We start from the raw sequence: 24479 nt of genomic DNA, 5'->3' as shown, positions 1-24479 counted from the left end.
CCTCCATACGAGACACTTCGACATCCAGTCTCTAAAACCTTCTTATGACGTCAAGCATTAACTGAACTGGCACACTTCTTCCATTTACTGTGTGTCAGAGGTCTGGCGCTCCCCATAATCTTTCGATACCCGTTATTTCCTGACCATTAAATGCCATTTTATAAATATCCGGCTTGGATGCTTGCAGTAAAAAGTTCAAGCCGTACTGTTTGTCGTAATAGCCCAAGATTAAGGTCATGATGGCCCCATGCGTACCTATCGCGATCCGCTGTCCTTGATAGGCCGTTAATAGTTTGCGCATAACTGCGACAGCCCGATTCTGACAGGCTTGATTGGATTCGCCGCCCTCTAATGCATATTCAGGATTAGCATAAGATTGCTCCAGCAAAGGCATCAGCGTCTTATCCGGCAGCCGAATGTCCTTTCCGTCAAAGCTTCTCTCTCTTAAATCCTCTATTTGTATGATGTCTTTCCCCGAGCGCTCCGCCAACTCCTGAATCGTCAAGATAGCCCGTTGATAGGGGCTAGACACGAACACCTCGATCCCTTCCGTGTACAGCAGCTCCGATACTTTGCGCGCATCCGCTATCCCCTTTGGAGTCAGACCTCGCATTCTTTCCGTACCTTCCGTCAAGGGCGAATCGCCGTGCCTGACCATGTAGATATACGTTTTCATGAAAGACCTCCAAATCAATTATTCCAAAAAATAACAGACTCAAGTCTAATTCGTTATTTATCTATCCCATTGATCATGTAGTTCTTATTCGGCAGCGATTATCGGGAATCCTTTGAAAGGATCCGAAATGATATGGGAAAATATTTATTTAATAGGATTATATGATAATATAGTGAAAGGAGGTGAGGGTACATGACTAGATTACAGATTCGACTAGTAGAGGCACGAATGAGGAGCGGGCTGACGCCAGCTCAAGTCAGTGAGGCAACGGGGATAGAACTTAACACGATTTGTAGATTAGAGACAGGCGCATGTGTACCGGACCCCAGTCATATCCGTACATTGTCAGACCTCTATGAAGTTTCAGCAGATTGGCTGCTCGGGCACATGAATAATCCCACATCCAGTCTTTCCGAAATGGAAAAAATCGCAGCTAAAGCCGTTAATTCGAACGATCTAGCAGCGTTTCTTGAGCAGCCATTCGAGCGCAACGGGAAACCATTAAACCGCGAAGCAAAAAAGAAGTTGTACGTGATGGCCCAGCTTCTTCTTGATCAAGATGATTGAAAAACGATTCAATCATTTCTTTTTTGGATTCTGAAGAACTTGCAAGCTTATATAGAAAAGTCGAGACATCAATGCCACTTCTTTTCTCCATGATCTCATCGACCCTTTCACACCTGTCTGTTATTGCCATTTAACCCCACCTTAACCAGATAGGCAAGAATCGTTCGTGTCCCCAATCTTTTTAATTCGTCGACATAATACGACATACACCGTAGTTGAATGATGATATACTATCCATTTTTGTAAAATAAAATGAGGCTTGACCCTTTATTGGTCCAGCCTCATTCCATTAAGTGAGCTCTAATTGAATTTGCGGATTTTTTACGATAAGCTCGTCCATAATAGCCTTGTACTTTGCCCGCGACATCGTACACCATTTGGTAGTTGACCCCACTTCTTTCTCGAAACATGCCCGTGAAAAAACGGGATCAAGGTACGTAATATTCTCCATGTTTACTGCGGCAGTTCGATCACACAATTTAAACGTATAGCCTTGCTGATTCAGCACTTCCATCCAATAGCTTAATGTTCCATTCAAGTTGAATATCTCATCCGTTGTGTGAAACAGCACATTTTTTTGGCGCTTGTCACATTGAATGAAATGAATATCCCGGATATTAACGAGAACAAGACCTTTTTCTCCATTCACGGATATGACCATGTTACCAACTCCAGTTATTCAATCTTAGCAAAAAATTCCTCTGGCAAGTCTTCTTGATGTACAAAAACCCAACTTGGCCCTTTAACAAGAGCTACTGCTACTGCAGAAAGCACGGTAGCCAGCGCTGCAAATAATGTATGCTTCATCCCGATTCACCTCCCTTCAAACGTATGATCATGAACGATTGAGCCAAAAAAGCGGCAGCGATCACAGAGGACTGAATAAAGAAGTTAGATAGAATCAGGATCGCAGCAGCAGCCTTTAAGTATTTGAAGTATTTTTTGGGAAACAAGGTTCTCCCTTCAATTCTTGAGGGAGCGTAAAGCAATACAAGTACGAGACTAATCGAAGTCATGCTATGTATGGCTGCAAGCTGGAATTCGGCCAATGACAACACGGTCGCGCCGATCGTTGTCACCAAAATACACATCTCGCTCGTGCCCATATGTATTCCGCCCGACACCTGCCGCAATATGGCAAATGAAAGCAGCACGGTCCACATTTCTATCAATCTGCCTGTCACAAGCCCTATTACCGTTGTCAGCAGAAGGATAGGAACAATATTGAGCAAAAATACGAGGGTATGCCTGATCCGTCCCACACGATTCGAAAACTCGGGCGCCTCTTTCACAATTCCTTCTGCCAGGCGCGTTGCCAGTACGCTTATCCGCATAGGTTCCGATGTCACTCCTCGGCTTCTTTTCGCACTGCATAATAGACAAAGATAAACATAGCCACCATAAAGAAAATACCTGCCAAAATGAGATTCTGGCTATACAATACGACGGAAAGCCCAATACTGAACAGAATCGCCAGCACGGTCATAATCTGTTTTTCGAGCGGGAATTTAAATTTGTCAAAGTCATTGGTGAATCCGATTCCAAATTTATAGAGCAGACGAGCAAAGACGGTTCCAATGACCCCTGTTATCAATTGCACTTGCCAACGAGTGTGATAAGCGTCATTCAGCCCTTCAAGCGATCCGAACATGACGATAATAACGAGAAACTGCAGCAGAGCGTAACCAAAGTAGCCGATGATGACCGATGCCAATGCCCCTATTAACGGCAGCTGTACTACAAATCTCATAAAAAGGACTGAGAAAACGATATTGATCAATGGGGAAATATAAGATAAATCCGTTTCTGACATGAAGTGCCCCTGAAGGTTAGATAGCATAACGATGACAAGAGCATGCCAGATGTAGTTCTTCAATTCAAAACGAAACACATAAAGCATCAATGCGTACACTGCAAAACCTTCCAGAGCTGCGAACAGCATAGACAACGTTGTGTCCCACACATCCACCATTCCTTTTGGAGCTCGAGAATCTCCTATGAATTATTGCTGGTTCTGCCACTCCATGATTCCTTTTTCTCTTTGTATTCCCGTATCGTCTCTGCGAGCCACATCGGCCGCTTGCCAATATGGAGATAGGGCTCAGGAAAAAAACGCGTTTTTCTGGCGTGATGCATGTTTTTCGGATGTATATGGAGGATGTCCGCTACTTCCTTGGCTCCGATTAAAGCCGTGACATCCGGCAGATCAGTCAGACCTTGTAATCTCTCAATCTCTGCTATTAATTCAAGAATAGATAATGCTGCCTCTCCCCCTACTCTATCGGCGATCATCCGATGCCTCTCTAGCGATAACATGGAACCACCTCCATCAAGTGGTGATATAAACAATATACGGTAATACCATATAGAACACAAGTATTTACAAAATGTGAAAATGGCGAAAGATAGCCGAATGCTGAATTAATCATTTCAAAATTTGAAAAGCCAACAGCCTTACCATTCACGTCTAACAATTTGTTGAAAAGGTTTTTACTGGAAGAATATCGAATTGGTTTTTGTCTGGGTGTGTCGAAAAGGAGTGGATATATGTCAAGTTCTGATGGTGTTAAAAACACTATTTCCTGCCCCATTTGTAATGCTAAAATAACAATCTCTCTTAAAGGACTGATTGCAAGGGAAGCGTTTTACTGCGGTGATTGCGCGGCGGTTATTCAAATTAAGCCACCCAATGAGAACATAAGAAAGAACTTTGTAGAGTTTCAAACTAAATTAGCTAGACCGGAACGTCCAGCTAAATCAATTTCAAATCCAGTAGATTAATGACTTGTTACACCCTGACCAGTCCCTAACTTCTCACCTGTTCAAAAAAGTATTCAGTCTAATATCCATCTGTTGTTTTTAGCTGCCATTCATCTTTAATGAGTGTCTTTACATCGTCGAAGGTCTGTACCCAAGATTTTTTGATTAGGAGAAATTTCACATCGTGGCCGTGACATCGAAATGTCTGAAGTGAATGGGAAGAAGATGGGAAAATGGAAGATAACTGGTGTGGAGAAGATAGATCGAGGTCATTGCACTTTCTTGAAAAACAAAAGAAGCCTTGATACACAAGGCTTCTCGGCTATGATCTGTAGTGGGCTCGAACCACTGACCCCTACCCTGTCAAGATAGTGCTCTCCCAGCTGAGCTAACAGATCACGTTAGCGACAAGATATAATATAACAAATAAACGGGAACAGGTCAACACTTTGGGCATACACTTTTCAAAAAAATTTACCTGTAGAGGAATACCTTGCAACCTATTGGTCAAAGCTTCCGTCAAAGAATATGCAGCTGCAAAAACAAAACGAGGTGAGCACATGAAGAAGAAACCATTGTTAATCATGGCCCTTACAGTCATCCTGATCTTTACTCTAGGACAAACCGTGATGGCATTCTCCGATGTAGCCAACAACCCTTACGGAGACAAAATCAAGGCGCTAAAGGAGAAAGGAATCTTAAGCGGGGTTGCGAACGACCAGTTCAAACCCGGCGACAAGCTTACTTATGCATCCGGTGTCTCCATGCTGGTAAAAGGTCTGGATCTCAATCTCAACCTCTTTGATTTTATTAAGGAACCAAAAGCAAGCGACTTTTTCACGAATTTGAGCGATGACGCTTGGTACTCCCATGCATTCATTGTTGCACAGGCCCATGGACTTGAAATACCAAAAGATGTGAAGGCCAACGATCCGATCACAAAAGAGCAATTCGCTCATCACCTGTTCCAAGCAATGATGACGAAAGGCGACTACGCGTTCATCGAAATCTACAAAATCATTAAAGACGAAGCCGATGTAAACGGCGCTTACATGAACAGCATCCAAAAGCTGCTCATCAGCAACATCGCAACAGTCGACAAAGACAACAACTTCTACCCTACACAGCCGATTACACGCGGCGAAGCTGCTGCTTGGCTGCATGACGGAATGAAATTCGTCGCTGAAACTAAGCCAATCGAGCCACAGCCTGAGCTTCCTGAATTCGAGCAAAAGCTTACGATTGAAGCTGTCAATGAATCTATCAATAAAGTAACGATCACAGCACAAATGCCGCATCCGGGCTACGGCCTGCGTATCGCATCGATTCAATTCGATGGTGAGCAAGCAGTCATCTACACAGAGCCAATTCTGCCAGATCCGGATAAAATGTACCCGCAAGTCATCACCGAAGTAAAAGTAACAACTTATGTAGATGCTGCATTCAAGCCTGTCCTCCCTGCAAAAACGGACGGAAGCTCTTCCTCCAGCAGCGAAGGCATTGTGAACGAATAGTCTAATCGCATTTAAGGGAGGCTCTCTAAACCTGGTTTAGAGAGCCGCCCTTTTTGCTATTCATTCGGTATTTGCCAATCTACAGGCTGGATGCCTCTTTCCGCAAGAAACTCATTCGCTCTGGAAAACGGTTGACTTCCGAAGAAACCATTTCTCGCTGCCAACGGACTTGGATGCACAGATGCGATTATGCCATGTTTATTCGTATCAATTGATTTAGCCTTTTCCTGTGCATGCTTGCCCCATAATACGAACACAATCGGCTGCTCCCGTTCATTAAGCAATTCAATGATTCTGTCCGTGAACGTCTCCCACCCCATCTTCTGATGGGAAGCCGGCTTCCCGTCCTGTACAGTCAGTACGGTATTCAGCAGCAACACGCCTTGGCGCGCCCAAGGCTCCAGATTGCCATGAGTCGGTATGGTGCAGCCCAAATCCGCAGCCAGCTCTTTATAAATATTGCGCAGCGAAGGCGGCAGCTTCACTCCCTTCTGGACGGAGAAGCTTAAGCCATGGGCTTGTCCAGGACCATGATAAGGATCTTGTCCCAGAATGACAACCTTCGTATTCGCAAGTGGCGTAAACTTAAGTGCGGCAAATAAATGTTCTTTTGGCGGATAAATCGCTTCTTCCTGGTACTGAGTTTCTATCGTCTCTAGCAGCTTCTCCATATATGGCTTGGACAGCTCATCGCTTAGATGTCCTTGCCAATCATTGTCTGGTAACATAATCAATGTCTTCCAGCCTCCTTATCCTATGAATCTTTCTTCTATTATAGCTGGATTTGGAATGGAAGCCTATCTCCCCATACGACAGATGTGCCATCCTTCTTGAGTACATAAGTTGCTCCGTTCAATGCAAAGATACGATCGACATTTTGGATTTTTGCCGGATGATTGAAGCGGTCCACTCCTGTTCTCGTGTCATAATCAATTATAGTTCCATCCGAGCAATAGATAACAAAGTGTCCATCCGAACCTGTAATCGATACGGCGTTTTTGATGCTTGCAGGTGTCTTGCAGTCATCGCCCCAGCATGTTACTGTCCCGTCTTTTTTCAAAACCATCGTATTTTGTCCGGCTATGGCAATGGCTATTACATTTTTCAAACCAGTAGGCATAGCTGATCGTCCAGAAACATCGCCCCATTCCACAACAGTGCCGTCCTTGCGAAGCGCTGCTGCATAGGATTCGCCGGCTGCAATCGCTGTGGCATTTTTGACAGTGGCAGGAACTTTGAGCACAGACGAACTACTCCATCCCCATGCCTTCACGGTACCATCCTTCTTCAAGGCAAGCGAGTAATCCAGACTTGCCTCAATATCAATAATGTCCTTTAATCCGTTAGGCACGCTTGTTGTAGGTGTACGAGTGACATTGCCCTCCAAATCAACGCCGTTATGGCCGCCCCATGCTTCAACCATTCCGTTTTCTTTTAAAACCAGCGCATGTATACTTGAAAAAGCAAATTTCTTCAATCCGTCTGCCCGTTCGGGAGCATCAGCCATAATGTAGCTGTTTCCTTGTACGGAAATCCGCTTATCTTTGCCAACTATAAAACTTAGCTCATTATTTTTGTACAGGAATGCCGCGTTCTTCACATTCTTCAATTGACTATTGCCACTGAAATCATACGGATCAAGTACGATAATGTCCCCGTTCGTCAACTCGCCAATATCGCCAGTTACTTGGCGGAATGCCATTTGGTCATATCTTTTTAATTCTTTGCCGGTATACGCGTCAAATGCAATGACCGCTCCGTTGTCCATCATCACCCATAACGCTTCAGAATGAACGCCGAAGCTGATGGAAACTGGCTTCGCCTTTTCATTTTTCAAGGTGTCAATTCGAGCAGAATGGCCAAACTCATCCCATATCGTAATAGTGACATCCTCATGTAGAATGGCCGCATACGATCCGCCGCTTGCAATGGCCGTTGCTTTTGCCGTTTGGGTTGGCATCATCTTTGCTTTATATCCCCATGCAACGACTGTGCCGTCCTTTTTCATGGCCAGATTAGGAACTCCAGCCGCTATCGCAACAACATCTTCAAGACCTTCAGGCACTTCGATAAAGCCCAGTCGGTTGTTTCCCCAACCCGTAACTTTCCCATCTTGGCTCAGTGCCAATGAATACTCATACCCTGCAGCTACTGCCGTTACATTCCGCAGTCCAGACGGAACGGTCGCCTCACCATAATTGTTGTTGCCCCAAGCGATTACCGTTCCATCCTTCTTCACGGCCAGCGCATGCTGGTTACTGGACACGGAGACGGACACAATTTCCTTTGTTGCAGCAGGGATTTTTTTCAACTGGGGTGAACTGAACTTCGACCATTGTGTTAGCGTTCCGTCTGTACGAACCGCTACATACTCCGTATCATTCATAGCAACGGATGTGATCGATGAAGCAGCTTGCGCTGGAACGAAGCCGCCATAATACGAGGATGACCATTGTACGAATTGACCATCCTGCGTCAAACCAAGAGCACCCGCTTCCCCGTCGGCCACCATTGCAGAGAGCTTAGTCATGTCCGGTAGCAACGAAACTTTGCCCTCCTTCCAAACGGCAATAGAGCCGTCAGCCCGCAGCAAGTAAACCTCGTCAAATCCCGCTTCTATGCCAACGATATCCCGGTAAGGCGCTGTTTGAAGCTCGGTTTTCTCGAAGCCGCTGCCCCAGGCAATAGCCCTGCCGTCTTTCGTAAGCGCCGCAGATACCTGCGAACCCGCAGCAATAGCAACGGCGTGGGATACTTCTTTCGGAACTTTGGTATTTCCTCTGTAAGCTTTGCCCCAGGCGGTTACGGTTCCGTTTTTCTTCAAAGCCAGCGCATGATAGGCTCCGCCAGAGATATCCGTTACACCTGCCAAATCCTTCGGAATCGCCGTCAGTGGGCTGCCTCCGTCATCGCGATAGCGATGGTAGGATACTTTGCCGTTCTTATGTACGATTAGCAACGTGCCCGCACTTGCCGATATGGCTACGGCATCCTTAACCTTTGCAGGATCAACTCCTGCATAAATACTCTGCAGACTATCTCCGCTGCCCCATTTGACGATAGTGCCGTTCTTTTTCAGGGCAAAAGCCATTTTGCCGGACGAGGTTAAAGCGACAACGTCACGCACATTAGCAGGTGTCTTAGGCTCACCAACAAATGGATCACCCCATACGGCAACTGAACCGTTGTTTTTGACCGTCATATAATGAAATTGGTTTGAAGATAGCTTTTTTTGATTGGCAAGAACCTCGGTTGCGGTCAGTTTCTTGATCTGATTGGTAGGACCCGGTTGTACAGCTGCCTCTGCTTGCGGCAATCCGGATAACAACACCAGGAATGCGATTATAACCGACAGGCTCTTTATCGTCTTGCTGCGTCTCATGCACTCTCTCCTCTACCCAACAATTGGATAACTGAATATCCTATTATTATATGGCAATTAGGTATATTTGTCTCATTTTGTCTAAACAGGAGATGTGCAACGTATTTTATAAAATAAAAGAATCATATACGAAATTGTATTCTTTCAAATATCGCCAATTAACTATGAATGTTGTAAGCTTAGAGTTGATTAAACGGAGAGGGGATTTTCGAAGCTTTGAAAAAAATCATCATATTCTCATTCATCATGGTCCTGTTGCTTACTTCTTGCGGAGGGTATGAAACCAAGACGCTTCTATCAACCGAGTATGAATACGAATTGGTATTCCCTAGCGACAAATATCCGGAGACCGCACTCCATATTCATGGGGCAATCGCACAAGGATACTCCAGCATTTGCACGATTGATCGAGGCGGGGCTGAAGCCAATCGCAAGCTATCGCTTGCCGGCATTGACACAAGAGATGGCTATGATCGGGACGAGTGGCCGATGGCCATGTGCGAGGAAGGCGGTAAAGGAGCTAGCGTGGCATACATAGACTCTAGCGATAATCGCGGGGCTGGAAGCTGGGTTGGACACCAGCTATCGGACTATCCGAACGGAGCAAAAGTATTGTTTATCGTAGATAAGCCGAAGGTGCTGTTCCCGAATCATCCCGTGACGGCTAAGCCGTCAGATGCTCCAGTGGAGACACCTATAACAGAGGAGCTTCTAGATGATAAAATAATGGATGAGGTTATCGTATACGCCAACTGTGCCGCTGTCAGAGCAGCCGGCAAAGCGCCTCTTCATGAAGGCGAACCCGGCTACAGCAGAAAGCTGGATCGGGATGGCGATGGGGTTGCTTGTGAATAATGGAGTACGGAAAAACCTCTTGATCGTCATAAAAAATGCACTCCCAAGAATTTCATCGGATAACCTAGGTTATCCAATGTCTATTCTAGGGAGTGCACTACAAGCGGTTATCGGCTGCAGCTTAAGGGTTTTACGCAAGTTACTGTTCCTTCACATTTAAACTCATTTACAAGTTATAACTCTTAGAGGGTGCTCGATTGCTTGCTCGTATTAATATTTTTCTTTCTCATCAGTATAAAGGCCTCATAACGTCTCAAACGTTACCCCTTTGCTTCCACTAACGATGAATTTACCATTCTTTCCGGTAATCCTACACTGCTACTATATACATACCCATCTTGTCGGCTTCCTCATGTTCATCTTAGAACTCCGTCACCATAAACCTTGTCATTCTTAATTCTTAAAATAATGAGTCGATTGTCTATACTAGTTAAAGCGTAAACGAGCTCTACGCTTTCTTCATATATTCGAACTTCTATATCTATGGACTGGTTAATAAAAGACTCAAAACTCAAATATCCTACATCTTCAAAAATGACATCCGGTCATATCCACATTGAAAAATATCTTATCGCCGCTCGAACAGCTTCAAGCGTATAACCTTGTGGAAAATCAACAGAGTCCTACGTCGAGTTCTTCTCATTCATTGCCTTCAAAATGCTCATGATGAATTCCTTCCATTCCCACAATCTTTCCGGTCGCTTTATGATAATAAGGAAACAACTGATTAACTGGCAGCTTTAGCAACTGGTAATGATGATCCTTCGGCAGGTTTTCCATTTCTGATACTGCTCCTTCACGCGATAAAAAAATTCCAATCGGATAGAAGTTAGGAAAACTTCTAGTAGAATCTGCAACAAAAATTGCCCAGATAAATTTTTCACCACTATAAATTAGACTCACTCCATGATTTTATTCATTCCTAATTTTAACCAAAACCCATCTTGAATGTAACTGAATATTCGCTTCCCAATATGCTGAGTCTGATTAGAAAAAAAGTTGTATAAAAAAAGCACCCATAGCTGCTACCTAGGGTGCTGTTTCGGCGTTACTATTTATAGCTAACCGTAAAATTGTAAGTTTGAGTGCTAGAAAATTGAGTTAAATCATGTCCTCTAACTTGGAAATAGATGGTTTCACCTGGATCGGCACTACCTCCGCCTTGATCACTATTACCTACTCCATTATCGCTTACTGGAACAGTAATCGGTGTCCCATTATAGAAAACGACCATAACAAGATCATAATTTTTGCCGTTTGGGGAAATCAGCTTGCCTTCAAAAGACTTTCTGCTTCCCGTATTGTTTGTCCATGAAAACCAATCTACGTCAGCCGGAGAATCAATATAAGTCGATATTCCTAATATAGGAGCCTGAAGTTGATACGCAGTTGGTAAGCTGTCTGCCCATCCATCATAAGCAAATGCTGACGTTGCGCCTGCCAATGACATGACTAAAGCCATCACGCCGATAATCAATTTCTTTCCGATTCTCTTCATTCATTTACCACCTTCCGATATTTTTGTTCTCAATAACAAATTTACACATTAAATATACTATTATATCCAAATATGTTAAATAGTCTATGATAACTAATTAAGGATCCAAGTTATTTGAAACTCATTGTTAAAGCGTAGAAGATGAATCACTATGTTCTTGACATTGGTAAGCACATTAATTCTGCAGCATATCTTAGAGAGCAGCTCTAACAAAACAAAAAACACTCTTCCTCAAGAGTGTCATAAATAAAAGAACCTTCCATATCAAGGGATTTTTCATTTTTATGTGGTGCCGAGGACGAGAATCGAACCCGTACGGTGGTCACCCACCGCAGGATTATATATTTTGCAACGGTCTTCATACACCATCTTCTACGTCAAGCAAATTGGAGAGGGAGTCCTTTAAGCATGCGGGTTAAAGGAACTTTTTTATGTTCCATGAACTCTGCGTTCAGGAGATTGTATATGAAGGCCACCTCCAGATCTCTCCTCGAGCGTGCAGCAGGTGTATCATGTTACAGCTTCCAGCCGAAAGTCGAACACAGCAAAACGGCGTCCGAACCTCTTATGGTTCAGACGCCGTTTCTTTTTGTCATTCACTCTAGCTTCGGCTGACCGGAAGCGTCTATTTGTCCGTCAGCTTCAGCGCGCTGCTGCGTCCGGCAATGTCCGCGGCCGATATGTACTGTCGTGTCGATTGGCGCGAATGGACTTGGAAGCGTTTTCATTTATTACGTCTTCAATCGCCCAATGCGAGCTTACATCGGCAGCCAATGTAAGCCGTATTGAACGATACTGCTTTCATCCTCGTACAAATAATGGCCTGTCCACTTGTTTTTGATGCGCACGAAATCGCCTGCCGGCTGAGGGCCCTACGCTGCCCAGACTGCGTTGTCCTTGTCGAACGGAAACATCGGTCCGGCAACCAGCGTAGACAGCAGCATTACAATCGCCAGCAGTATCGATATCGGTTTTCTGCTGCGTAGCATCAACATTTTCCAAGACCTCCTATTTTGTGAGTTAACCTCATTATAGGATAAGATCCCGGCCGCAATGATTGGCGATATTAAGGGGAATATGTGCGTTTTTACGGAAATGGGGCACAATGGCGAAAAAATGATAGTTCATTTTCATTAGACGGGTGAGCTGTTACAATAAATATGACTTTTATCTTTTTTCCCAACCCATTTCAACCAATAAAGGGGCCAAGTTATGAAACAAGTAAATCGTCAACTCGTATCGGATCAGGATTTCGAGAGAATGCGCGTCTTCTCCCAGCTTATCGCCGTGTACCGTGACAAAGAACTGTTGGACGCCAATATTCGGATCGTCACCCACGGCGAGCACTCTGTAACCTGCGACAACGATGTCACTTATATCAAGTCGAACCACCAGTTTTACCGTCTGTAGACGGCGCTGACTGCCGTACACGCTACGACGACATAGGGTTTAGACTCACCTTAGAAATTGAAACAGCGATAGCAGAGGACGTGAAAATAAAGTCCCAGGCTATCGCTGTTTCATTAAACTGACGTGTTATACTCGGATCGTACAATCGGAGAATTTCTCTATGGATTGAAGCTTAGTTTTACGGTGCCTACGTATACGTTGGCATAAGAATTGGCATTTACCTCAATTCAATCATAGAGAGAAGCCACCATTACATTGCCTACTCTCTCCTATCGTCTCTTATGAATCTTGATTGGCAAGCCGATAATACTCCCGGTAAAGCTGCAGCAACTCCGCTTCTTTCTCCGCGATCCTCTCGGAGATTTCTTCCAGACGAGGTCCAGCAGGCTCGAAGGTTCCGTCGGTCGACAACGCATCGACATCCGCATTCGAGGATGGCTGCTGCTCCTCGGGTATCGCCTGTTCGGTGGTCTGGCTCCAGTTAATCATAAAACCGAACGTTCCAGCAACCCAGTCATCCGCTTCTTCCCTGCCGAATTCCCGATAGATGCTTGCGTATTTTTCCAATGCCGCGTTTACGGTAAGCCGACGCTCCCAGCCCAGAATCCCCACCGCATCCTTGGCCCGAGATACGGCCAGCATCAGCTGAAAGTCGTTCAGCTTGCCACGCACGGCTTCAATATGATCAATTTCACTTATTAAAATCGGGTATACATTAGCGAATTCTATCGATTCCTGCACCATATCATCTTCTGAAATGATAAGGCGTTCCATTCCCGCTCAATCCCTTCCTGTTGGTTTCAGTTGTGTGCCTTCTATACTATTCGAAAGTTAATAGCAATTTCAGACGGACAAATCTCGTAATTTTTCTTTATTTACCTGCCACATAGCATAAGCAAGCAGCGTATCTGTGGCGAACAGCTATTCCATATGTGCATACTGATGCGCTCCGAATTAATCATCTGAAAGGAAATGCTTCAATTCTATTTTTAAGGATGATTACATTTCAAGCTAAAAGTTTGTCCCCACTCCGTCCCCAAAAACAAAAAAGACACTCATTCCTCATGAGTGTCAAAAAAATACAAACAAAAAATCCCTCTCATAACAAGGGATTTCGCAATACCTATGTGGTGCCGAGGACGGGAATCGAACCCGTACGGTGGTCACCCACCGCAGGATTTTAAGTCCTGTGCGTCTGCCAGTTCCGCCACCCCGGCATGGTGATGCTAAGACAAATGGTGGGCCCTGAGGGACTCGAACCCCCGACCAATCGGTTATGAGCCGACCGCTCTAACCAACTGAGCTAAGGGCCCTCGAATAACGTATATTTCAACGTATTGATCGACAAGTTTGGTTGCGGGGGCAGGATTTGAACCTGCGGCCTTCGGGTTATGAGCCCGACGAGCTACCGAGCTGCTCCACCCCGCGACAATTTCCATTTGAACAATAGCTTCAATAAATGGCGACATGAATTAATATACTATAGGTCAATACTTACAGTCAAGCATTATTTTCTAAAATATGCTACGGGAGAAAACGTACCCCATATCGTCCCTTGCGCGAGCGAAAAACCTCCACCTCACGAGGGCAATCATAGCCATAGATCCACCAGTCATTTTCCATACGCTTCACCAAGCATCCCGCTTGAAATTTCGTCTCATACAAGCGAAGCCAATATACCCATTTCATGAAAGCATGCCTCCATTTGCGCCGATGTTGCGTATAGAATACCCCAAAATATGCGTTTACAAGCATGTTCTGTTCTTAGCGATTCCATGTTTCGGGTATACTAATAGTAACAAGCCACCATAACCTTGGAAAGGAGCTGAATGCAATGCAATTCGGTATTGCCATATTCCCGGAGAAGGAAGTTCAGGATGCCGCCAATAGCTGGCGCATTCGTCATGACCCGCATTACTGCCATATTCCTCCCCATATGACGCTGCGTGAAGCAGAGAATTGGAGCGATGAGCAGCTGCAGCAGGCGATCCAGCAGATAAAAGCTGCAGCGAGCCACGCATCTCCATTCCAAATGACCTTCAATCGCGTCTCCACCTTTTTTCCAGTTAGCCCTGTCCTGTATTATGCGCTGGAGGACCCTGCCCCGGTCATCAAGCTGCATGAAGCAATCTGCAGCGGACCACTAGCCATCACACAGCCGAAATACGTCTATACGCCCCATGTGACGATCGGGCAAGGGATGGCCGAAGGCGAACTGCATGATCTTCACGGCAAGCTGAAACTAAGTCAGATCCGCTATACCAGCCATGTGGATAGAATCCATCTGCTTTACCAGACCGACCAAGGAGCCTGGACGGCTTATCAATCCTTCCAACTGGAAGGGAACGTCTCCAGCTCCTGAACATGAATAAAGCCGCTGTACGGCCTCTAGAGGCTGTACAGCGGCTTTATTCATTCCTTATTCTTCAACTGCTACTTCGTCAACTGATACTTCTTCCACATCAATTTCCCCAGCAGCAGCTTTTACAGCTTCTTCTTCCGTCATCGCTCTTGGCATAGGCATAATATCGATGTTGCCATCGCCCCCGCCTGCGTTTGTTTGCTGAAGCGCGGCGTTGCCTTTCGTCTCCCACTCAGCGAGCGCTTCCTTCGTCGTCTTGGTGCCGTTCATGACCTCTTGGAACAGCTCGTAGCCAAAGCTCTGAGCTTGCCACAGACCCGGCTTCTCACGAGACAGCTTATCGTCATTATTGGATACTGGCGGCAGCGGCTTAAGCGAAGTGAACGCGTCGATATTGTACGTCAAGTCGCCAACCGGCTTCAAGAATTCCTTGCGCGCTACAAGCTCATAATTGCTTCTCGATTTCAGCTTTGCCCATTCCTTACTGTTCGAGAACTTGACGAAGTCCCAAGCACCATCCGGATTTTGTGCCTTCGAGTTAATGCCCATCAGCTGGCTGAGGCCGATATTGCCGCCCGCATCCGGATTTGCTGCACTTACTGGCACTGTTACGACATCCCAGTCTACCATATTAAAATCTTTAATATTCCCAGCATTGTCGTTGGCTCTGCGAAGCTCGTTCACGTAATACGATTCGCCGATCATCATGGCGACATTGCCGCTCAAGAACAAATCGCCGAAGAATGGATCGAATGGCGCATCCGAGCTGCTGCTTCTCTTTTCATACAGCTGATTCATATGCTGCTGATCTGGTACGATCTTGTCTTTGTGAAGACCGTACACTGAATCCCATACATTTAGCCATTGATCATTATTGACCAGCATCGTCTCGCCTTTTTCATCCCAATAACGCAGCTGCAGGGCATTGCTATAGTAGTTTGCGTCACTGAATGGATCGTTAGCCCAGCGATTGAAGGAGAAGCCAAAGACGCGGTCTTCACCCTCGCCGCTCGCTACCTGACGAGCTTTGTTGAAGATGTCCTCCCATTGCATTTTGTCCGTAGGAGGCTCAATATTCATATCTGCAAAGATCTTTTTGTTATAAAAGAGTGCCGAAGACGTAAACGTCGGCGTCAGCGCATAGATGTTGTTGTCGCCTACCGACTTGATGCCGTCGATAACCGTTGGCACATAGTCGCTAATATCAAATTTGTCCTTCTGAATCATCGGATCAAGCGGCTGCAGCAGATTGTCTTGCGTGAATCGGCGCAGCATGTTGTAATCCAATACGACGACGTCAACCGGGTTTTGGCCCGTCATCATTTCTTTCATTTTTTCATACGGATCAGGCTGTTCTTGTTCTTTGCCAGGCTCTGTCTGTACATAACGCTGATCTTCGTAGTTGATCGCGCCTACAATTTCGAACTGTACGTTCGGATTTTGCATCTCGAACATATCCGTATACTGCTGACGGAAGTAAGGCTCATTGTCGGCACCGCCATACAGTACGCCGATACGTATGACTGACGACTCAGCCTTAGACGGATCGTTGCCTCCGCTGCATGCGGACAGCAAGCCGGTAAGGAGCGTGAGCGTCAGAGCAATCATCGTCCATCTTGAAAAACGAGATTTGATTTGGCCATTTTTATTCATTGCCACTACCTCCTAATGATTTTGGTGAAGAGATGACGATCCGCTCTCCGTCGAATTCCATGGATGCTTTATCTTTAATACCCAGTGCCGTAAGATACTCCTTCGGCACCTGAAGCCGTCCGACCCGGTCCACAACCACGTACGCTTCATGAACGGAATTGAGGTTTCGGCCCGCAGACTGAATTAAATCCCCCCCATCCGTAATATTGGGATTGCGTTTAATAAATTCCGTACTAGTGAGACCGTCACGTATGGCCACGACGCGGTCAACCTTGCCAGCCAAGGTCATGTCATGCGTAACGATGACAATCGTGATGCCGATCTCCCGGTTCAGCTTCCGGAAGATGCCCATAATCATGTCGGAGGTAGCGGTATCGACAGAGCCTGTTGGCTCATCCGCCAGCAGAAGCTTGGGACGGTTCGACAGAGAGATCGCAATGGCTACCCGCTGCTGCTCACCACCGGAGAGCTGATGCAGCTTGTTGTGCATCCGCTCCTTCAATCCGACCCACTCCAGCAGTTGCTTCGCGTACGCGCGATCCGTCTTGCCGGAGAGCATCATCGGCATCTCCACATTCTCAAGCGCGCTTAGATAAGGCAAGAGGTTGCGGGCATTGTTCTGCCAGATAAAGCCGACCGTATCCCGCTTGTACTGCACCAATTCCTCTTCCGTAATTTTAAGCAGGTCCCATGGACCGACTTTAACCTGACCGGCTGATGGCCGGTCAAGTCCTCCAAGTGTATTGAGAAGCGTCGATTTGCCGCTGCCGCTGTTGCCGATAATGGCCATCAGCTCGCCGTCCTCGACAGTCAGATTCAGACCTTGCAGTGCAACGACCTCGAGATCGTCTGTTTTGTAGATTTTAACTAGTCCTTCGCAATGGATCATTGGCCGTTAACGCTCCTCTCCCATTTTCACTGCTTGATGCACCTTCAGCCTGCGGATATGCAGGAAGAGCAGACCCGCACCGATCAGCATCATCACGCCTACGACAATGAAGAGCTGGTTCGTATCCTTCGCTTCGAAAATAACGCGGAACGGCGGAACCGTCTCAGCGACATTTTCTGTCGTCTGCAAGAAAGGCAGGAAGAGCTTACTGACCACTTTGCCGATCAGGACACCGAGTCCGATCGCAAGGCCTGCTGTGAACAGCTGCTCCAGAAGTAGCATCCCGGTCAGCTGCTTGCGCGATAATCCCATCGCACGCAGGACCCCGAATTGTACGACCCGGCCCGACAGGTTGAAGAACCAATAGAGCACATAGCCCGCCAGCGTAATGACTACCGATACAAGGAAGCCAAGGCTCAGGATGCCGAAAACGCCGCCTCTTGTCGGATGCTTCGATTGGGTAAGGAGCTCGCTGCGAACGTCTTTTATGCTCGCAATTTCCATACCTGCCTTCTGTAGGCCATCGACGACTGGCGCAACAAGCGCGTCAGGTTCCATCTTCAGCCACACTTGGTAAGGCATAATCGGTATCTGGTCGAAAATATAATCTAGGTTCGTAATAATGAATGGCGCCTTATCCGGGTACAGACTCGGCCAGTACGGCAGAATCCCAACAACCGTAAATTCAATCATCCCATCAGGTAAGCCAACGGAGACGATATCGCCGAGCTTCATCTGATACTTGTCGGCAACTCCTTTCGGAATAATCGCCGCGTGCTCGTATAACCCCAGGTTGTGCAAATAATAGTACGGATGCACGGGATAAAGATCGTCGCGGAACCAAGCGACTTCCGAGAAGTCTTTGTTGTCGATGCCAAGTATATTGCCTTGGCCGATCGACTTGCCGGAGATGACGATGTTGCCTTTCGTCGTCAGAACGCGGGCAGCAGCCTCTACGCCATCCAGCTGACGGTAAATCTCGAATGGCGGTTCATTATACAGAATACGGGATGGTACGCCGCCGCCATTGTTGCCGCCGCCTCCACCGCCGTTTCCGCCACCGCCACCGTTGCCACCGCCTCCACCGCCGCCTCCATTACCGCCACCGCCGCCGTTGCCACCGCCAGCCGGCGGCTGAGTAATCTCAGGCGATCCGTGCCATACGGTCTCAATGATGACATCTGATCCGTATTTATATAGAGTGCGTTCCGTAGAGTTCAGGTCGATCGTTCTTGCCGCCGACGCATTGTAGACCCCGAGTCCAAGAGTTAACACAAGGAGAATCATCAACGGATAATACCCCTTAGACGAACGGGACAGCTGGGTTAGCGTCAAGTAGAGCGGCACTGGCAGGAACTTGCGTCCCAACCAGTTGAACAGCTTCAGCAGCCATGGGAACAGTCTCAGGAAGAACAGGCCCAGCGCGAAGATCGACAGCGCCGGTACGAAGAACAGGAATGGCTGAACGTTCAGCTGATCCGTTGTCATGCCCGTCTTGAACGTCAGCATCTGGCGTTCGTTGAACATATACCAGCCGTATCCGGCTGCAGCCAGCAAGAGCACATCGAGGAACCACCGCTGCCAGACCGGTTTGCGGTCGGAGCGAGCCAGATCCTGTTTGTAGCTAACGATGGATGCTCGCGCATACATAACGGCCGGTATTACTGTCGCCATAATGGCAAGCAGAACGGCGCTGCCGCCGGCTATCATCGCTTCCGTCGAGAAACCTACCGGAATCGACTTCCGATTGACGAAGGACAAGAAGCCGTTGGCGGAGCCAATGCTCTTCGCCATGAACCAGCCGATGAACGGCCCAAGTCCAAGCGCTATTGCGCCAAGCAACAGACCTTCAAGCAGATAGATCGATATAATCTGCCTGGTTCCCGCCCCCCGGCTTCGCAGTACAGCGATATCGCTGCGCTGCTTGTCGAGCGATTGACGCGCGTTCATCGCGATGAAGAAGAACACCATCGCAATCATCGGTGCGGCAAGCGTGAAGAGCAGCGTCTGCAATTGAAGACTTTGTTTCTTAAATTCAGTCAGGATGGAAGCGAAAGAAATTTCCACTCGCGTATCCTTCAAGCGTTGATACAGCTCAATATCCATCCGGTTAAGCGTGCGTCCCAGTGGAGAGAGCTGGCTCGTCTTCACCTCGGACAAGTCGAAAGAGTAGTACCAGCCTGCGTTATGAAGCGGGATTTTGTTCTGCTCCATCAGCACTTTCTGGAAGGTCTCTTCGTTCACTTGCAGGGTGTTGAACAAGCTGTCGAAGCCTTGATACCAATAAGCATCCGACGCGTCAAGCGGGTTGACAGCGCCGACAATCTGAACGCGAAGCGTCAGGTTCAGACCGCCATATACCGGGTATTCGAAAATATCGCCGATATGTACGTCATTGCGGAACATCGCTTCTTCCAGCATAACGGCTTCAATAATATCCGACTTGCCTGCGCTTTCCTCGAACCAGCGGCCTTGCACAATCTCCGCATGGTCCTTAAGCTGCGTCAGCGACATGATGGTCAACTGACGGTTACGGCCGGCATCGACCTTTGTTGGATCTTCAGGCACGACATCGGCACTGCGAATGGAGTAGTTTTTCAAATAAGTTGAGTATGTAAAGCCGATGTCCTTCGGAACTTCCGTTTTGATATACTCATCCAGCGTTGACAGTGCGCCTAGTTCGGTCGTCTGTCCTGGAGTAGACTGATAGCGGATCAGCAAGGAGCCAGCGGGCATGCCTTCGCTCTTCTCCTGCAATGACTCCGCTACTACCCGCTTAAGCGCTCCGTCCGCATACATCGGTATGCTTGTCGCGAAGGCGACGGCCAGGATCAGTCCAGCCAGCGTACTTAACGTCAACCATCGCGTATTCCACATTTTGCGGAATAAGAATCGAAACAGCGGAATACCCATGGCTATTGACCTACGACTTTCTGCCCCGGCTTAAGCCCTTGTAAAATTTCCACTTGAGTAGCCGTCTGCTGACCTACTTGAACGTCCACCTCGCGCTTTCCGTTTTCATCAACGATCTGCACATAGGTGCGAGACCCGATTTTGCGAAGTGTCGACGGCGGAACGACGATGGCGTTTTCGGTGCGCTTCGTAATGACGTTGATCGCTACCGGCGTGCCGCGGTTCAGATCCTTCGGCAGCTTCGGAATATCCAGCAGCATAAAGTCTTCCGGACGCTCAGGCTTGTTGTTTTCGCCATTGCCGCCGCCAGGGAAGCCGCCTCCGCCGTTGTTCTGTTCGGTTGACTTGACCGGCAATTGCTTAACCTTGCCGGAGAGCTTGCCTACGCCTGTAATGGTAACTTCTACTTCCATGCCTACTGCAACCTTCTCAAGCTCCGTTTTGTTCAGCTTGGAAGCCGGGGTAATGAGCGAAGTGTCCGCTACGATCGCGATGGGATCATAAGCCTTCACCGTGTCGCCCTTCTGAACATTAAGCGATACGATTGTTCCGGAGAACGGCGCAACCAGCGTCGCTTTTGCGATCTCTCCCTCAAGATCAACGAGCTTTTGGCGCTTCTCCTCGAATTGGATCTGCTGCTCCTCGAATTCGAGCGGCTCCATCGTGTCGCGGTCCCGAAGCGTCTTCTTCATCTCGTTCTCATCGCGGCGGAACGCAAGACGGTCATTTCGGAGCTGCTTCTCCAACAGTTCAACGTCCAGCACCGCGATAATATCGCCCGCCTGAACCTTGTCGCCTGTCTTTACATAAACATCTTGAATATGCTTCTCGTTAAGAGTGAAGTACAGCGTTTCTTCCTCCATGGAGATGAGTTTTCCTGTCAAAGGAACGCCCTGTACCAGATTCGCTGTTGTGACTTCGTATTCCGGTTTCTTCGAGATTTGCGCCGGCACAATCTCCGGCAATACTTCCTCTTCCTTCTCCTTAGGCAGCAGCGAGCAGCCGCTTGTAAATACGATTGTCGTGCTCATTGCAACTATCAATGAACGTTTAAATAAACTTCCCGTCCACCATTTCATAGACATGATCGGCAACCTCCAAAATTGTAGGATCGTGTGTAGTCATACAGATAGAGACATTTTCAGTGCGAATAATATTTTGAAAGACTGCCATAACTTGCGCAGACATCCCCGTATCCAGCTCGGCCGTTGGTTCGTCGGCAAGCAGCATAATCGGCTTATGGGCGATGGCCTTGGCTATCGCAACGCGCTGCTGCTCACCACCGGACAACTCGAACGGACGGTGATGCATCCTCTTCTCAAGTCCAACAAGCGTCAAGCATTCCTCTACGCGTTCCTTCCACTCAGACCTCGGCGTGCCCGCCATGCGAAGCGACAGCTCGACGTTCTCCCATGCAGACAGCAGGGGCATCAAGGCGAACGCTTGGAATATAAACCCCATATCTTTGCGCCTTACGAGCGTTCTCTCATCGTCGCTCTTCGTGCTGAACGGCTGGCCGTTGAAGATAATCTCACCTTTGCTCGGTGTATCCAGACCCCCAAGACAATTAAGCAACGTCGTCTTGCCGGAGCCGGAGCGACCCTTCAGCATAACGAGCTGCTGCTGCTTTACTTCCATCTGGATGCCTTTCAAGACATGCAAAGACCTGCCTCCAACCTGGAAGATGCGTTCAACCTGGTTGACAGACAGCAACGTTTCACCGGGCCCTTGCGAAAGCCTTTCGCTTGCACTCTCTCGCTGCACGGCTTCCTCTGTTTGAGCCTCTTGATCATCGTTAATCTCAGCATTTTGTATGATGGCCATAGGCTTCTCCTCTCCCCCAATCCTCTACCTAAAACTTCATAATTCTAATCTACAGACATAGACGGTGATAAGTATAAAAAAGTTACGATAAGTGACATGATTTTCTAAAACATTTTTTCAGCTTGTCTTCAGCTTCCAAGCAAAAATCCGCCCCGACCCAATATTCCTTGGCCAGAGCGGATAACTCGTTTCTATTTCTTCACTTTAAAGTGCGCTACCGAGCTATTAAGCTCCCTGACAATCGCATCCAGTTCCTTCGACGAAGACGAGATGCTCTCCATTAACGCGAGCTGCTCTTCTGTCGCCGCTGCGACGCTTTCCGTCTTCTCCAAGTTGGCTATGGTGCTTGTTGCACTCTGCTCCACCGATGCGCTTACTTCCTCGGAGCTTGCCGACATCTGCTGCGTAATCGCAGAATTCTCCTGAATTTGCTGCGTCATTTGCGTAATCGATTCCGCAATCAGATTCAGATTATGGCTTACGTCCTTCATCCGTTCTCCGCCATACTCCACCTGCTGCATCGTCTCTCTCATGTAGCCCGACGCACCGGAGATTTCCCTCTGCGTGAGCGACACCAGATCGTTAATATGTTCAGCCGATTCCAGCGAGCTTGCCGCCAGCTTGCGGATCTCGCCCGCGACAACGGCAAAGCCTCGTCCATGCTCCCCAGCCCGCGCCGCTTCAATAGAAGCATTCAGCGACAGGATATTCGTCTGGTTGGAGAAGGCCGTAATGTTCTCGGCAATAGCACCAATCTGCTGCGACCGGTTCTCCAGCGTGCCGATAGTATCGGACAGCTTCGTAATAACCGTCTTGATCTCGTCCATCTGGCCTACAAGGCGGTGGAGCGATTCTTGCCCTTGATCCGCCTGTGCCGTCGTGACATTCGATTGATCCGCAATATCCGATGTATTCTCGGCAATTCGCCCGATGCCTACCGCCATCTCCTCAATCGCTCGCGACATCTCCTCTGCTCCACGCGCCTGGCTCTCGGAGCTGGTCGCTACTTCCTGAATGTTCTGCGCGACATTCTCCGAAGCCAAGGCGGACTCGCTTGCGGCGCTTGCAAGCTGCGAGGACGATTCGCTAACCTTGCGCGTATTGCCCACAATACCAGCGATCAGCCCATTCATATTGGCGATCATATCGTCCACTGAACGCGAGATTTGGCCCAGCTCGTCCTTCTTGTACTTGCTGTCGGGCTGAACCGTCAGGTCTCCTTCGCCGACCAGCTTGGTCTTCTGTACGACAGTACGGATTGTATTCATAATCAACTTGATCATCACAACCGAATATCCAATGAGCAAGATCGCTACTAGGATCATGGACACCAGAGTCGATAACTGGTTTTTATCCAGATCTTTTTCAATTCGGGCAATCGTCTCACCGGCATGGACATCCATGCTCTCGCCTACTTCATCAATGCCGCTCCGACTTACCTGGAAGTCATTATCGATCAGTTCGCTAATCTCGGACTTGCCGTCCTCGCTAGCCGAATACACTTCCTTGAACCAGTTATTGAATGCTGTGTCAAACGCATCAAAAATTTCGCCTGCCGTCTTTCCTGAAGATCCATGAGCCAGATGAAGCAAATCCGCTTTTTCGAGCAGCTCTTTGGCAGCCGCTACACGTTCTACCGCCTGGTCCCTGTTCTCCGTCATCTCTGTTTGGGCGGCGACGAACCGTTCATGCTCCAGCTTCCCGGACTCGATTTTCAAATAAGCAACGTAAGCCTGATACATGTCGCGGTCTGCATTCAGAATCAAGGATTCTACCTGATTCGCGTTCTCATAAATTTCCTCCGCCATAATATCGAATGTCTTTCTTTGTTCGCCCAGTACATACAGGACGGACAGTGCGTAGCACAATAGCGGCAGCACCGCTAACAGCGCAATTTTCCAACGCAATGAAAAATTCATCATTAACCCCCAACCTTCCGCGATTCTAAAACTATCTATATGTATATCGGTTACTCACCCTATGGAAAAAAAGAGGAGAAGACAAGATTTTTTAAGAAAATTGTCGAATTTTCAATCTGGACAAATAGAAAGCGCATTCCAAGCGCGTTTTGCACCAAAAAAAGCGTACTGTCTCAATGGACAGTACGTCAGCGTGTTGAGTAACCCCGTCATTTTATGTCCGGGGTTTGCTATGATGAGAAATTTCGGTGTTCTTT

General features: G+C 47.6%; 26 protein-coding genes and 4 tRNA genes. 6 read left to right on the top strand and 24 right to left on the bottom strand.

What is annotated here, in order from left to right; translation table 11 throughout:
• Positions 1-94: 94 nt before the first annotated feature.
• Positions 95-676, bottom strand: coding sequence for a histidine phosphatase family protein (locus AC0YNW_RS02905; RefSeq protein WP_475830680.1), 582 nt, complete (start codon positions 674-676; stop codon positions 95-97).
• Between the two features lie 192 nt (positions 677-868).
• On the opposite strand from AC0YNW_RS02905, the gene AC0YNW_RS02900 reads away from it, so the two are divergent.
• Positions 869-1243, top strand: a complete 375-nt coding sequence (locus AC0YNW_RS02900; RefSeq protein WP_475830679.1) for a helix-turn-helix domain-containing protein — start codon at positions 869-871, stop codon at positions 1241-1243.
• 289 nt (positions 1244-1532) lie between these two features.
• On the opposite strand, the gene AC0YNW_RS02895 is transcribed toward AC0YNW_RS02900, so the two are convergent.
• From AC0YNW_RS02895 to AC0YNW_RS02875, 5 genes are read right to left on the bottom strand one after another with little or no spacing between them, the layout of a single operon-like run.
• Complete coding sequence (locus AC0YNW_RS02895) at positions 1533-1904, bottom strand: LytTR family DNA-binding domain-containing protein (RefSeq protein ID WP_475830678.1); 372 nt, start codon at positions 1902-1904, stop codon at positions 1533-1535.
• Positions 1905-1918: 14 nt separating this feature from the next.
• Positions 1919-2050, bottom strand: coding sequence for an AgrD family cyclic lactone autoinducer peptide (locus AC0YNW_RS02890; RefSeq protein WP_475830677.1), 132 nt, complete (start codon positions 2048-2050; stop codon positions 1919-1921).
• A complete protein-coding gene (locus AC0YNW_RS02885) occupies positions 2047-2577 on the bottom strand; it encodes an accessory gene regulator B family protein (RefSeq protein WP_475830676.1) in 531 nt (176 codons plus the stop codon). Before AC0YNW_RS02885 ends, AC0YNW_RS02890 begins: the two co-directional genes overlap by 4 nt.
• An 11-nt stretch (positions 2578-2588) precedes the next feature.
• Complete coding sequence (locus AC0YNW_RS02880; protein WP_475830675.1) at positions 2589-3215, bottom strand: hypothetical protein; 627 nt, start codon at positions 3213-3215, stop codon at positions 2589-2591.
• A gap of 23 nt (positions 3216-3238) precedes the next feature.
• A complete protein-coding gene (locus tag AC0YNW_RS02875) occupies positions 3239-3559 on the bottom strand; it encodes a hypothetical protein (protein ID WP_475830674.1) in 321 nt (106 codons plus the stop codon).
• A 231-nt stretch (positions 3560-3790) separates the two neighbouring features.
• Between AC0YNW_RS02875 and AC0YNW_RS02870 the strand changes: the two genes are divergently transcribed.
• Positions 3791-4024 (top strand): hypothetical protein, encoded by a 234-nt coding sequence (locus AC0YNW_RS02870; RefSeq protein ID WP_475830673.1) that lies wholly within the window; start codon positions 3791-3793, stop codon positions 4022-4024.
• Positions 4025-4328: 304 nt separating this feature from the next.
• Here the strand turns inward: AC0YNW_RS02870 and AC0YNW_RS02865 are convergent.
• Positions 4329-4401, bottom strand: a tRNA-Val gene (locus tag AC0YNW_RS02865).
• Between the two features lie 162 nt (positions 4402-4563).
• Here AC0YNW_RS02865 and AC0YNW_RS02860 point away from each other — a divergent pair.
• The gene (locus AC0YNW_RS02860; protein WP_475830672.1) at positions 4564-5517 is read left to right on the top strand and encodes an S-layer homology domain-containing protein; all 954 of its coding nucleotides are present in this window, start codon (positions 4564-4566) and stop codon (positions 5515-5517) included.
• Between the two features lie 56 nt (positions 5518-5573).
• Here the strand turns inward: AC0YNW_RS02860 and AC0YNW_RS02855 are convergent, their stop codons facing one another.
• Both AC0YNW_RS02855 and AC0YNW_RS02850 read right to left on the bottom strand, forming a co-directional pair.
• Positions 5574-6245: a uracil-DNA glycosylase gene (locus tag AC0YNW_RS02855; RefSeq protein ID WP_475831257.1), complete on the bottom strand. Its 672-nt coding sequence runs from the start codon at positions 6243-6245 to the stop codon at positions 5574-5576.
• A 44-nt stretch (positions 6246-6289) separates the two neighbouring features.
• Positions 6290-8899 (bottom strand): RCC1 domain-containing protein, encoded by a 2610-nt coding sequence (locus AC0YNW_RS02850; RefSeq protein WP_475830671.1) that lies wholly within the window; start codon positions 8897-8899, stop codon positions 6290-6292.
• Positions 8900-9115: 216 nt separating this feature from the next.
• Here AC0YNW_RS02850 and AC0YNW_RS02845 point away from each other — a divergent pair, with 216 nt between their 5' ends.
• The gene (locus AC0YNW_RS02845; protein ID WP_475830670.1) at positions 9116-9754 is read left to right on the top strand and encodes an excalibur calcium-binding domain-containing protein; all 639 of its coding nucleotides are present in this window, start codon (positions 9116-9118) and stop codon (positions 9752-9754) included.
• A gap of 639 nt (positions 9755-10393) precedes the next feature.
• Here the strand turns inward: AC0YNW_RS02845 and AC0YNW_RS02840 are convergent.
• The 4 genes from AC0YNW_RS02840 to AC0YNW_RS02825 form a co-directional block, all read right to left on the bottom strand.
• A complete protein-coding gene (locus tag AC0YNW_RS02840) occupies positions 10394-10657 on the bottom strand; it encodes a hypothetical protein (protein WP_387474325.1) in 264 nt (87 codons plus the stop codon).
• 148 nt (positions 10658-10805) lie between these two features.
• A complete protein-coding gene (locus AC0YNW_RS02835; RefSeq protein WP_387474323.1) occupies positions 10806-11252 on the bottom strand; it encodes a hypothetical protein in 447 nt (148 codons plus the stop codon).
• 596 nt (positions 11253-11848) lie between these two features.
• Entirely contained in the window at positions 11849-11980 is a 132-nt protein-coding gene (locus tag AC0YNW_RS02830) for a hypothetical protein (RefSeq protein WP_475830669.1), read from the bottom strand.
• A gap of 144 nt (positions 11981-12124) precedes the next feature.
• On the bottom strand, positions 12125-12247 hold the full coding sequence (locus AC0YNW_RS02825; RefSeq protein WP_475830668.1) for a hypothetical protein: 123 nt from the start codon (positions 12245-12247) through the stop codon (positions 12125-12127).
• Between the two features lie 217 nt (positions 12248-12464).
• Here AC0YNW_RS02825 and AC0YNW_RS02820 point away from each other — a divergent pair, with 217 nt between their 5' ends.
• Complete coding sequence (locus AC0YNW_RS02820; RefSeq protein WP_387474321.1) at positions 12465-12662, top strand: hypothetical protein; 198 nt, start codon at positions 12465-12467, stop codon at positions 12660-12662.
• Positions 12663-12941: 279 nt separating this feature from the next.
• On the opposite strand, the gene AC0YNW_RS02815 is transcribed toward AC0YNW_RS02820, so the two are convergent.
• The 5 genes from AC0YNW_RS02815 to AC0YNW_RS02795 form a co-directional block, all read right to left on the bottom strand.
• Entirely contained in the window at positions 12942-13436 is a 495-nt protein-coding gene (locus AC0YNW_RS02815; RefSeq protein ID WP_475830667.1) for a hypothetical protein, read from the bottom strand.
• A 354-nt stretch (positions 13437-13790) separates the two neighbouring features.
• Positions 13791-13879, bottom strand: a tRNA-Leu gene (locus AC0YNW_RS02810).
• A 19-nt stretch (positions 13880-13898) separates the two neighbouring features.
• Positions 13899-13975: transfer RNA gene (locus AC0YNW_RS02805), tRNA-Ile, on the bottom strand.
• A 38-nt stretch (positions 13976-14013) separates the two neighbouring features.
• A tRNA-Met gene (locus tag AC0YNW_RS02800) sits at positions 14014-14090 on the bottom strand.
• Between the two features lie 96 nt (positions 14091-14186).
• A complete protein-coding gene (locus AC0YNW_RS02795; RefSeq protein WP_387471859.1) occupies positions 14187-14351 on the bottom strand; it encodes a hypothetical protein in 165 nt (54 codons plus the stop codon).
• 145 nt (positions 14352-14496) lie between these two features.
• On the opposite strand from AC0YNW_RS02795, the gene AC0YNW_RS02790 reads away from it, so the two are divergent.
• Positions 14497-15024, top strand: coding sequence for a 2'-5' RNA ligase family protein (locus AC0YNW_RS02790; RefSeq protein ID WP_475830666.1), 528 nt, complete (start codon positions 14497-14499; stop codon positions 15022-15024).
• Positions 15025-15081: 57 nt separating this feature from the next.
• Here the strand turns inward: AC0YNW_RS02790 and AC0YNW_RS02785 are convergent, their stop codons facing one another.
• The 6 genes from AC0YNW_RS02785 to AC0YNW_RS02760 form a co-directional block, all read right to left on the bottom strand.
• Positions 15082-16677: an ABC transporter substrate-binding protein gene (locus AC0YNW_RS02785; RefSeq protein ID WP_475830665.1), complete on the bottom strand. Its 1596-nt coding sequence runs from the start codon at positions 16675-16677 to the stop codon at positions 15082-15084.
• Entirely contained in the window at positions 16670-17566 is an 897-nt protein-coding gene (locus tag AC0YNW_RS02780; protein ID WP_387471865.1) for an ABC transporter ATP-binding protein, read from the bottom strand. The genes AC0YNW_RS02785 and AC0YNW_RS02780 overlap by 8 nt, the downstream gene beginning before the upstream one ends.
• A gap of 6 nt (positions 17567-17572) precedes the next feature.
• Positions 17573-20479 carry an ABC transporter permease gene (locus tag AC0YNW_RS02775; RefSeq protein WP_475830664.1) on the bottom strand — a complete coding sequence of 969 codons (2907 nt, stop codon included), beginning with the start codon at positions 20477-20479 and terminating at the stop codon, positions 17573-17575.
• A 2-nt stretch (positions 20480-20481) separates the two neighbouring features.
• Entirely contained in the window at positions 20482-21564 is a 1083-nt protein-coding gene (locus tag AC0YNW_RS02770) for an efflux RND transporter periplasmic adaptor subunit (RefSeq protein WP_475830663.1), read from the bottom strand.
• Entirely contained in the window at positions 21530-22303 is a 774-nt protein-coding gene (locus AC0YNW_RS02765; protein WP_387471871.1) for an ABC transporter ATP-binding protein, read from the bottom strand. The genes AC0YNW_RS02770 and AC0YNW_RS02765 overlap by 35 nt, the downstream gene beginning before the upstream one ends.
• Positions 22304-22494: 191 nt before the next feature.
• Positions 22495-24225, bottom strand: coding sequence for a methyl-accepting chemotaxis protein (locus AC0YNW_RS02760; protein WP_475830662.1), 1731 nt, complete (start codon positions 24223-24225; stop codon positions 22495-22497).
• Between the last annotated feature and the right edge of the window lie 254 nt (positions 24226-24479).

It is taken from the genome of Paenibacillus sp. J31R120, assembly GCF_056269225.1.
This window is presented reverse-complemented; position numbering and strand designations above follow the sequence as displayed.

Excerpts from the sequence above, each read along its gene's own strand:
- AC0YNW_RS02885 (WP_475830676.1), bottom strand. The coding sequence starts at position 2,577 with ATGCGGATAAGCGTACTGGCAACGCGCCTGGCAGAAGGAATTGTGAAA.
- AC0YNW_RS02830 (WP_475830669.1), bottom strand. The coding sequence starts at position 11,980 with ATGAAAACGCTTCCAAGTCCATTCGCGCCAATCGACACGACAGTACAT.
- AC0YNW_RS02850 (WP_475830671.1), bottom strand. The coding sequence starts at position 8,899 with ATGAGACGCAGCAAGACGATAAAGAGCCTGTCGGTTATAATCGCATTC.
- AC0YNW_RS02765 (WP_387471871.1), bottom strand. The coding sequence starts at position 22,303 with ATGGCCATCATACAAAATGCTGAGATTAACGATGATCAAGAGGCTCAA.
- AC0YNW_RS02875 (WP_475830674.1), bottom strand. The coding sequence starts at position 3,559 with ATGTTATCGCTAGAGAGGCATCGGATGATCGCCGATAGAGTAGGGGGA.
- AC0YNW_RS02815 (WP_475830667.1), bottom strand. The coding sequence starts at position 13,436 with ATGGAACGCCTTATCATTTCAGAAGATGATATGGTGCAGGAATCGATA.
- AC0YNW_RS02795 (WP_387471859.1), bottom strand. The coding sequence starts at position 14,351 with ATGAAATGGGTATATTGGCTTCGCTTGTATGAGACGAAATTTCAAGCG.
- AC0YNW_RS02895 (WP_475830678.1), bottom strand. The coding sequence starts at position 1,904 with ATGGTCATATCCGTGAATGGAGAAAAAGGTCTTGTTCTCGTTAATATC.
- AC0YNW_RS02825 (WP_475830668.1), bottom strand. The coding sequence starts at position 12,247 with ATGTTGATGCTACGCAGCAGAAAACCGATATCGATACTGCTGGCGATT.
- AC0YNW_RS02775 (WP_475830664.1), bottom strand. The coding sequence starts at position 20,479 with ATGGGTATTCCGCTGTTTCGATTCTTATTCCGCAAAATGTGGAATACG.
- AC0YNW_RS02905 (WP_475830680.1), bottom strand. The coding sequence starts at position 676 with ATGAAAACGTATATCTACATGGTCAGGCACGGCGATTCGCCCTTGACG.
- AC0YNW_RS02785 (WP_475830665.1), bottom strand. The coding sequence starts at position 16,677 with ATGAATAAAAATGGCCAAATCAAATCTCGTTTTTCAAGATGGACGATG.
- AC0YNW_RS02790 (WP_475830666.1), top strand. The coding sequence starts at position 14,497 with ATGCAATTCGGTATTGCCATATTCCCGGAGAAGGAAGTTCAGGATGCC.
- AC0YNW_RS02880 (WP_475830675.1), bottom strand. The coding sequence starts at position 3,215 with ATGGTGGATGTGTGGGACACAACGTTGTCTATGCTGTTCGCAGCTCTG.
- AC0YNW_RS02870 (WP_475830673.1), top strand. The coding sequence starts at position 3,791 with ATGTCAAGTTCTGATGGTGTTAAAAACACTATTTCCTGCCCCATTTGT.
- AC0YNW_RS02860 (WP_475830672.1), top strand. The coding sequence starts at position 4,564 with ATGAAGAAGAAACCATTGTTAATCATGGCCCTTACAGTCATCCTGATC.
- AC0YNW_RS02900 (WP_475830679.1), top strand. The coding sequence starts at position 869 with ATGACTAGATTACAGATTCGACTAGTAGAGGCACGAATGAGGAGCGGG.
- AC0YNW_RS02780 (WP_387471865.1), bottom strand. The coding sequence starts at position 17,566 with ATGATCCATTGCGAAGGACTAGTTAAAATCTACAAAACAGACGATCTC.
- AC0YNW_RS02770 (WP_475830663.1), bottom strand. The coding sequence starts at position 21,564 with ATGTCTATGAAATGGTGGACGGGAAGTTTATTTAAACGTTCATTGATA.
- AC0YNW_RS02760 (WP_475830662.1), bottom strand. The coding sequence starts at position 24,225 with ATGATGAATTTTTCATTGCGTTGGAAAATTGCGCTGTTAGCGGTGCTG.
- AC0YNW_RS02855 (WP_475831257.1), bottom strand. The coding sequence starts at position 6,245 with ATGTTACCAGACAATGATTGGCAAGGACATCTAAGCGATGAGCTGTCC.
- AC0YNW_RS02835 (WP_387474323.1), bottom strand. The coding sequence starts at position 11,252 with ATGAAGAGAATCGGAAAGAAATTGATTATCGGCGTGATGGCTTTAGTC.
- AC0YNW_RS02890 (WP_475830677.1), bottom strand. The coding sequence starts at position 2,050 with ATGAAGCATACATTATTTGCAGCGCTGGCTACCGTGCTTTCTGCAGTA.
- AC0YNW_RS02820 (WP_387474321.1), top strand. The coding sequence starts at position 12,465 with ATGAAACAAGTAAATCGTCAACTCGTATCGGATCAGGATTTCGAGAGA.